Consider the following 7,717-nt stretch of genomic DNA (forward strand, 5'->3'; position numbering starts at 1 on the left):
CTCCCTTACGACCACATGCCGCGCAGGCGGACAGCCATGTCGATCCGCACGGACTGCACCGCCTCCTGCCGGGCCTGCTCTTCCGGCTTCACAACGGGCCATGACACGGCTTCGAACAAAGGCAGCATGTCCCGGTCGATGAAGCGCGTCCGCGAGGCATAGACATGCCGGTCGCCCCGGCTGTGCTGGCCATGCACATAGAAACGCTGCGGCGCCATGATATCGAGACTGTCCTTCGCCCGCGTCATGGCGACATACAGCAGCCGGCGTTCCGCCTCGATGTCATCCTGCTCGCCTGTCGCCAGATCAGACGGAATGCAGCCATCCACCGCATTCATCACGAAGACATTCTTCCATTCCTGTCCCTTGGCGGAATGGATCGTCGAGAGGATCAGATAATCCTCGTCCAGCAACGGCACGCCGGCCTGATCGGACGTGGCATCCGGCGGGTCCAGCGTCAGTTCGGTCAGGAACTTCTCTCGTGAGGAATAACCGCCGGCGATCTGCTCCAGCTGCACCAGATCGGCCAGACGGGTGGAGGCGTCCTCATGCAGTCGCTCCAGATGCGGTTCATACCAGTACCGCACAGCCGCGATCTCGCCGGGCCAGCCGACCTGATGGAAAATTCTGATCCCCCAATAATCGTGAAATCCCGTAACTTTCACTGACAAACAAAAAACACATGCAGAGCATTAACGCCTCTGATGATCGCCATGTCCCTGGGAAGATACCGGTCTGAGCGTCCGGATCCCGCAGACGCTCACGGTCCGACCGGATGCATGGAGAGATCGGCGAGATTACTGGTGTAGAGCATCGGATCCAGCTTCCATCCGGCACCGTAGTCATGAAACTGATAAAGCTGCACGTCAGTTGTCAGAACCTGCCCCACATAACCAGCACCCGCGACACGCGGGTCTGTCAGCCAGGACGGCAGATTCCGGGGCCGGCGCATGATCGCTGCGACGACAGTGCGGCTGCCTGAACTTTCATGGAGCACATCGCTGATCTCCAGCACCCGTTCGGCTTTGAGACGCCAGCAGATCCCGCTGATCGCCCGGATCCCGGGTGGCGTCTGCGGACGCGGCTCCTCTGGAGATGGACCCGTGATGATCGCCGGCGTCCTGCCCGCGCCCATTTCGACCTTTTCCGTCAGGAAGGTGAAGCCATCCGGGGGCGTTCCGAGAAGAATATCGCCTGCCATACCGCTCAGCTGATCCGCGATGCCGGCGCGTTCGGTCCCGCGGATAAAACGCAGCCATTCCACCGGCACGCGGTGAATAGCGCCCCCCTCCAGAAGGCCGGCCAGAAACGGCGTGCCCGGCGCTTTGTCGCGATGAACACTCCCGAAATAGACCGCCTGCGTCATCATGCCGAAATCACCGGTCGGTTTGACAAGAACCCAGCTCTGGTCGCCTGGCATTGTGTCGGGCATTTCATCATGAAACATCGGATGATCAATCGGCGCACGCAGACAGGCGTTCATGACGAATGCGTTGCCATGCGTCGCCGGATCCGGGGGCGCGTTTACGGCGGCAAGAATATCGCCTGCGATGACCCTGTCGTCGTTCCCGGGCGAGAGCACCCGATGACCAAGCCAGAAGGCGGCCAGCAACGCAGCGCCCCCGACGAGAAGCAGTCGACTGTTTTTCATTCCGGGTCTCCCGGTGTCATCCGGGGCCGTTCATCAACCCACTGAAGCTTGCCATCGACGGTATGGAAGGCCGTCTCGACCGGATGCAGCCGGTCCGGGTCAATCGCGGCGGATCCGTGATAGGCGCTCCGGAACGCTGGCGTCTGCATCCATTTCGGAATCTCGCGGCGCATATAAACCGTGGCTGTATAGAAAACTTCGCCATCCTCCCGCACACGCCGGACCGCATTGTCCACCCGGACAGGAGTATCGGTCACGACAAAACCCGAAACCTGGCTTGTCGCGCATTGCGCCTGACGGGGAACGGCTATTTTCGGGTCCTCCGGGATTGGCTGGTCGCTAAGACGCGATGGAATGTATTTTCCATTCCGTTCAATCCCCCCGCTGCCCAGGGGAGGACGGTAGCCACCGACCGCATAATTCGTGCAGAACGCCAGACGCGGGTCCCATGCTTTTGCGAGAAAGAACGTCATCGTCTCATGGCGAATGACGCGATGCCCGGCCTCGTCTCTGGTATCGCGTGTAATCGGCACGGAAGTGCGGGAAAGAATCCCGTAATCTAAAAGAGATTGCTCAAGTTCCGGAACTGCCTGCCTCTCCGGCCACGCCGAGAACACAAAAGCATGGCCGGTTGATGCAGTCAGACCGCTGTCCGGAAACCAGTCGACTTCATACGGATTGCTGAACGGTTCCCGCCATCCATCGACGCCAGGATAATGGATGCTGCCATGCAGACAGCCCGAGAAATCGGTGACATTATTATGCCCGATCACGAACCGGCGCCCGTTTGGATAGTGCGCCCGCTCAAGCTTCAGCAGCCGGCTGTCGAGCCCCGGCGTGAGAACCCACCAGGCAGCGCCTGCTCCGGCAACGCCACACAGGATCAGCCGGGTTTTAGGAGGCAGGGCGAGGAAACGGGTCCGAAGCCTTGCCCACAGATCCGGGAACGACATGATCAGCGCGGCACTTTGGCAGTGAACTGACAGTCCGGATACGAACGTCCGAGATAAAGCGACTTCGCACTGATCGTGCGGAATGCTGCATCATACCGGTAATATGTGCCGTTTTGTGCTGGCACCAGCGGAGGCCGGTTCTCATCGGGGTAGATGGTGAGATCCGAGCATCCGTTCGACACCGTGGTTTTCGACAGGCTCCCCTGCGCATGCACCGCAACGATATGCACGGGACAGCCGACCGTCGGCGCCAGGTCGGACGCGCCATTTTCCGCCGGACAGGCATCGTCGTCAGTGAAAACGATCACCTTCTCCGAGGGCGAGGTGTCGAAGATGGCATACTGCACGAGCGTCGTGCCCGTATGCCCCGGACCAAGCAGGCCGGTTTTCCGCAGAGTGTCCGCTACCGACGCCGGAATGACTTCGGGGGTGACGGTGTCTGGTTTTGCGGAAGGATAGAGCCGCAGGGAAGACAGCGTGGTCCTCTGCCACCCGGCCGCGGGGATGGCATCCGCAGCACGCGCGGGACACAGGCCGACAACAGCCAGAAGCGCAACGGCCAGAGTCGTATTACGACACAGCGAGGTAGAAAATGGAAAGGCAGGACGGGACATGCGGGTCTCCACTGTTCCCGCCTGCGCAGCGACCCGGCAGAATCATCGGGAACGTGCCCTATCCTATAGGGTCAGATGACATTATATACAATCGGAAATATGAACATTCCAACCTTGTAAAAACACCCTCAGTCGTGCTGCACCCCGCCCGACCAGACGATTTCGCCGAGAATGCCGAGAGTTGCAGCGGCTTCCGGAGCAATATCCTGGGGCGGATACCGGTCATTGTCCGCAAGAATGCGAAGGCCGCCGTCAAATCGCAGGTCGAGACGCCGGATGACCGTTTCTCCGGCCAGCCTCAGGGCGTAAAGAGCCCCGCCGGATACGGTTGTTGCGGCCGTATCGACGATGAGCAGATCGCCGTCTTTCAGCGTTGGACTCATCGCGTCTCCGGCAGCCGTCAGCAGCCGCAGGGGCGCGGGATCACGCGGAAGCGTTGAATCGAGCCAGTGTTTGCTGATCCGAAGCCCATCTTCACCAAAGCCCGCGGCCTCGTGCCACGGAATGACAGTCTGATACCCTCCCCGCGCAGGGGCTTTGACCAGAGCATCGTCATTTCCGGCCTCGCGCAAAGAAGACGTCGCAGACGTCTGTGGTTCACCCGTCCCGTAAGCCAGCCACTCAAGAGACACGCCGCACACCCGGGCGAGCGTAATCGCCGCGGAAAACTTCATTTCCTGGCCGTTCATGTAATCCCGGAGCGTCGTATAGGCGAGCCCCGCTGCCTTCGCGGCATGCGTGATGCCCACGGTCTGAGCCGCCTGACGCAGACGCTCGCCCCGCTCCCGCATCGCCTGCTTTTCCGCCTCAGACATGCATCGCCCCCTGCGGCGGGGACGTGCAGGCCCGGTTTTTTGCAAGCGTTGAAAAGGACGCATGACGACTCCCTTCGCGCGACGGACACGAAAAGATGAGCGATAGAGTCTTTTTCGCTTGTAGCAACCTTGTTAATTCCATCATATTGTGACGATGTGATACTTTGCGACGCGATCGACCGTGCCAGAAGCGTCGCATACCCTCGTGGATTTGTCGACGGAGCGATGATGAAGATGGACGAGAGCAAGGCGATCATCAGTTCCGACACACCCGCTCCGGGCGTCGAAGAAATCTATGCAGGCCTTCTCGGTCTTTCACGGGTTCTCACACTCGAACATCGAATTCTGCGTCAGCAGCTCAGTATCGTGCCAGGCGACAGCGAAGAGGGTCGCACGCTTGAGGGGCTGGTGGCGCTTGGCTCTCTCGTCGACCAGAGGCTGGCCCAGCTTCTCGCGCTGTGCCGCGACGTTGGACGACTTTAGGAAATCCCCCCGAATTTCACTCTCGTCGATCAGGAAGAAAAATGACTGTTGTCGTAAGCTCTGGCCAGACCGTGACGCTGGACAGCGAAAATCCATATTCACAGGTGATCGTCGAAAACGGTGGCTATGCCCTCGTCGAAGGCGGCTCGTACGCCACGGAAGTCGATGTACAGTCCGGTGGCCGGCTGGGCATTTATGGCTCGGCTGGCACAGTGACGCTTGAAAGCGGCGCTTCTGCGGATGTGGATGCCGCTCAGAGTGTCATCGTCCAGTCGGCCGCGATGCTGGAAGTTCCAATTCAGGCTGATATCCAGAATCTACAGGTTTCCGGTGGCGCTCAGATCAAGCTTTCGGACGCCCAATATGACGCCTCCGACGATGGCACGTATGTTCTGGACCCTGCGGGCCTCGCAAAACTGGAAGGTCTGGTAGAGAGCGGCGTCGACTCAGACTATTACGGTCAGACCACCTATGACGGCCTTCTGTCTGAACTGGCCGGAGATACCGTCACATACGGCCTCGCGCCTTCGGACGAAGAAGGCAGCCAGGTTCTGCTGACGGTCGACGACGGTACGCCCTGCTTCTGCCGGGGCACGTTGATCGCGACCGAACGGGGCGAGATCGCTGTGGAAGATCTCGCCATCGGCGATCGGGTGCGTACGGCGTCGGGCTCGCTACGCTCCATCCGCTGGATCGGGCATCGTTCGTATTCCGGACCTTTTATCAGAGGCAACCGGAACGTCCTGCCGATCGTCATCCGAGCGGGAGCACTGGGTGACGGCCTGCCGCGACGTGACCTGTCCGTCTCTCCGTTGCATGCGATGGCCGTGGAAGGTGTGCTCATACCAGCGGTCTGCCTTATCAACGGGGTCAGCATTCTTCAGGCTGAGCGGATTGATGAAGTCACCTATTTCCACATTGAACTGGAAACCCATGACGTCCTTCTGGCCGAGGGGGCGCCTTCGGAGAGTTTCGTTGATGATGACAGCCGGAACATGTTTCACAACGCTGCCGAGTTCAGAAGACTCTATCCGGATGCAGTGCTGCTACCGGCAGTCTACTGTGCACCCCGGATTGAGGAAGGGCCCGTTCTTGAAGCCATCCGTACGCGCCTGAATGCTGAAGCCGGAATCGCGCCAGTGCCAACGTCAGCAAGATCCATCGAAGGCTATCTTGATGAGGTGACGCGTACCGTCATCAGGGGCTGGGCCAGAAACCTGCACTCTCCGGAACCGGTGCGTCTGTCCCTGTTTGATAATGGAATCGCCATTGCCGAAATCGTGGCCGATTGCCCGCGTCCGGATGTCGGCCCCGACTGCGGTTTCTGTTTCGTCGTGCCGGGTGGTTTCACCCCACACATGAGGCATGTCATCGAAATCGCGCAGGCAGATGATCCCGGCATGTCACGGAACTTTCTTGGCCACACGCCATGGATTCTGGACCAGCAGGCCGCTGGTGAGCGGCTCATTACACAGTCAGCCGTGCCAGCATCGTCAGCCACGATGCGCGGCTATATCGACAGAGCCTCCCGCGACCGGATCTGTGGCTGGATTTCTGATCCTGCGCGGCCCGGAGAGTCAGTCGCCATACAGGTCGTGGTGAACGGGACGATTGCAGAACGGAGCGTTGCCAACGGCCGCCGCCCGGATGTGGCCGATGCAGGAGCCGGGCCGGAACGGTGTGGGTTCGATCTTCTCTTTGTCCCACCCCTCTCACCTCTGACGCGCCAGATCATTGAAGTGCGGAACGAGCGCACCGGAGCCCTGCTGGGCCAGCCAGTTATTGTGGAGGCGGCCGACCAGTTTGATCCGGATTTTGAAGAGGCTGTTCGCAGGGCAACCAGCTCCGTTCAGGACGCGAAAGGTTACGATCGGGTCCTGTCTTTTCTGGCCGCACAGATGGAGCGCCTGAAACAGAGCCATGCTGACCATCAGTCGGGACGCATCCGGAACACGACACAGCGTGAGCGCTCCCGTCGGGGTCTGGTGCTTCCGGCGCGCCGTGCTTTGAGAGCACTGGTCGTTGATGCCCGCATGCCGGACGCCCGGCGTGACGCCGGCTCGTGCGCCATTCTGTCGCATATGTTTGCCCTTCAGACGCTCGGCTATGACGTGTCGTTCGTCGCCGCTGATGAAATGGGTAGCGCATCAGCTCAGGTCATGGACGATATCGATGTCTGCGCATTACCTTTTTACAACTCGGTCGAAGATCTTCTGCGGCGACAGGCCCAGAGTTTCGATCTGGTTTATCTGCACCGTCAGGACATTGCGACGCGCTATCTGCCGCTTGTTCGCCAATATCAGTCCAAAGCGCGAGTGATCTACGCCGTCGCCGACCTGCACCATATGAGAATTGCGCGACAGGCAGCAGTCGAGGAACGGCCGGAACTGATGGCGAAGGCCCGGCAGGTCCGGGATGCAGAATACGCCGCCGCCCGTCAGGCTGACGTCGTTCTGACGCACTCAACCGTGGAGGCCGCGATCCTCCGGCGCGATGTGCCGGGCGTGGAAGTCCACGTCGTTCCCTGGGCTGTCGTGGTCCGGAAACAGGTCCCGTCATTTGAAAAACGGAGCGGAGTTCTGTTTCTTGGTAATTTCTCTCACGCGCCAAACACCGACGCCGCGATCTGGCTCACTGAAGAGATCATGCCGCTCGTCCGGCGGCAGCGACCGGACATCGGGTGTGTTATCGCGGGGGCGGACATGCCGGAACGGGTTCGTCGGCTCGCAGCGCCTGGGGTCGAGGCAGTCGGCCATGTTCGTGACTGCGGGGCTCTGTTCGACAAAGTCCGTCTCAACATTGCCCCGCTCCGCTTTGGGGCCGGCATCAAAGGCAAGGTTCTGGACAGTCTGGCCGCTGGCGTCCCGTGTGTGACAACGCATGTCGCGACCGAAGGAATGGAACTGCCTGCCGCTCTCGCAGATGCGACCGGTGACACAGCCGAAGCGCTGGCTGCGCTGATCGTCAGTTTGCATGATGACTCGACGACGCACGCCAGAATGGACCATGCGGGGCGACGCTTCATTCGCGAACGCCACGATCGGGCAGTTGTGGCCGAAACCCTTGGAAGTGCGTTCGGGAACCATATCGAGAACCGGCAAGCCGGATAATAAAGACGCCAGTCAGTAGCCTTCCATGAGGCAGGAGAAATTCGTCAGCTACGGGGGGTAGAACGAACCCGCTGCGCGGGATTGGTGCGGT

The 7,717-nt window shown here is 60.3% G+C and carries 7 protein-coding genes; 2 read left to right on the top strand and 5 right to left on the bottom strand.

From position 1 onward, the window contains the following. Nucleotides 1–5 precede the first annotated feature (5 nt). From AD944_RS05120 to AD944_RS05140, 5 genes are all read right to left on the bottom strand, one after another. A complete protein-coding gene (locus tag AD944_RS05120; RefSeq protein ID WP_045541556.1) occupies nucleotides 6–665 on the bottom strand; it encodes a 3'-5' exonuclease in 660 nt (219 codons plus the stop codon). Nucleotides 666–760: 95 nt separating this feature from the next. After that, nucleotides 761–1,651, bottom strand: a complete 891-nt coding sequence (locus AD944_RS05125) for a hypothetical protein (RefSeq protein WP_045541557.1) — start codon at nucleotides 1,649–1,651, stop codon at nucleotides 761–763. Then, nucleotides 1,648–2,604: a hypothetical protein gene (locus AD944_RS05130; protein ID WP_045541558.1), complete on the bottom strand. Its 957-nt coding sequence runs from the start codon at nucleotides 2,602–2,604 to the stop codon at nucleotides 1,648–1,650. The genes AD944_RS05125 and AD944_RS05130 overlap by 4 nt, the downstream gene beginning before the upstream one ends. 2 nt (nucleotides 2,605–2,606) lie before the next feature. Then, nucleotides 2,607–3,218: a hypothetical protein gene (locus AD944_RS05135; RefSeq protein ID WP_045541559.1), complete on the bottom strand. Its 612-nt coding sequence runs from the start codon at nucleotides 3,216–3,218 to the stop codon at nucleotides 2,607–2,609. 128 nt (nucleotides 3,219–3,346) lie between these two features. After that, complete coding sequence (locus AD944_RS05140) at nucleotides 3,347–4,033, bottom strand: LexA family transcriptional regulator (protein ID WP_045541560.1); 687 nt, start codon at nucleotides 4,031–4,033, stop codon at nucleotides 3,347–3,349. Nucleotides 4,034–4,258: 225 nt separating this feature from the next. Here AD944_RS05140 and AD944_RS05145 point away from each other — a divergent pair, with 225 nt between their 5' ends. Together AD944_RS05145 and AD944_RS17035 are read left to right on the top strand one after the other, a co-directional pair. Next, the gene (locus AD944_RS05145) at nucleotides 4,259–4,516 is read left to right on the top strand and encodes a hypothetical protein (protein ID WP_052427090.1); all 258 of its coding nucleotides are present in this window, start codon (nucleotides 4,259–4,261) and stop codon (nucleotides 4,514–4,516) included. 41 nt (nucleotides 4,517–4,557) lie between these two features. Next, nucleotides 4,558–7,626 (top strand): Hint domain-containing protein, encoded by a 3,069-nt coding sequence (locus tag AD944_RS17035; protein WP_052427091.1) that lies wholly within the window; start codon nucleotides 4,558–4,560, stop codon nucleotides 7,624–7,626. Nucleotides 7,627–7,717: the final 91 nt, after the last annotated feature.

The sequence above is a fragment of the Acetobacter tropicalis genome, from assembly GCF_001580915.1.
GTDB lineage: Bacteria > Pseudomonadota > Alphaproteobacteria > Acetobacterales > Acetobacteraceae > Acetobacter > Acetobacter tropicalis.

Bases quoted from the DNA above. Each gene is read 5' to 3' on its own strand.
- AD944_RS05125 (WP_045541557.1), bottom strand. From the start codon at position 1,651: ATGAAAAACAGTCGACTGCTTCTCGTCGGGGGCGCTGCGTTGCTGGCC.
- AD944_RS05130 (WP_045541558.1), bottom strand. From the start codon at position 2,604: ATGTCGTTCCCGGATCTGTGGGCAAGGCTTCGGACCCGTTTCCTCGCC.
- AD944_RS05135 (WP_045541559.1), bottom strand. From the start codon at position 3,218: ATGTCCCGTCCTGCCTTTCCATTTTCTACCTCGCTGTGTCGTAATACG.
- AD944_RS05140 (WP_045541560.1), bottom strand. From the start codon at position 4,033: ATGTCTGAGGCGGAAAAGCAGGCGATGCGGGAGCGGGGCGAGCGTCTG.
- AD944_RS05145 (WP_052427090.1), top strand. From the start codon at position 4,259: ATGATGAAGATGGACGAGAGCAAGGCGATCATCAGTTCCGACACACCC.
- AD944_RS17035 (WP_052427091.1), top strand. From the start codon at position 4,558: ATGACTGTTGTCGTAAGCTCTGGCCAGACCGTGACGCTGGACAGCGAA.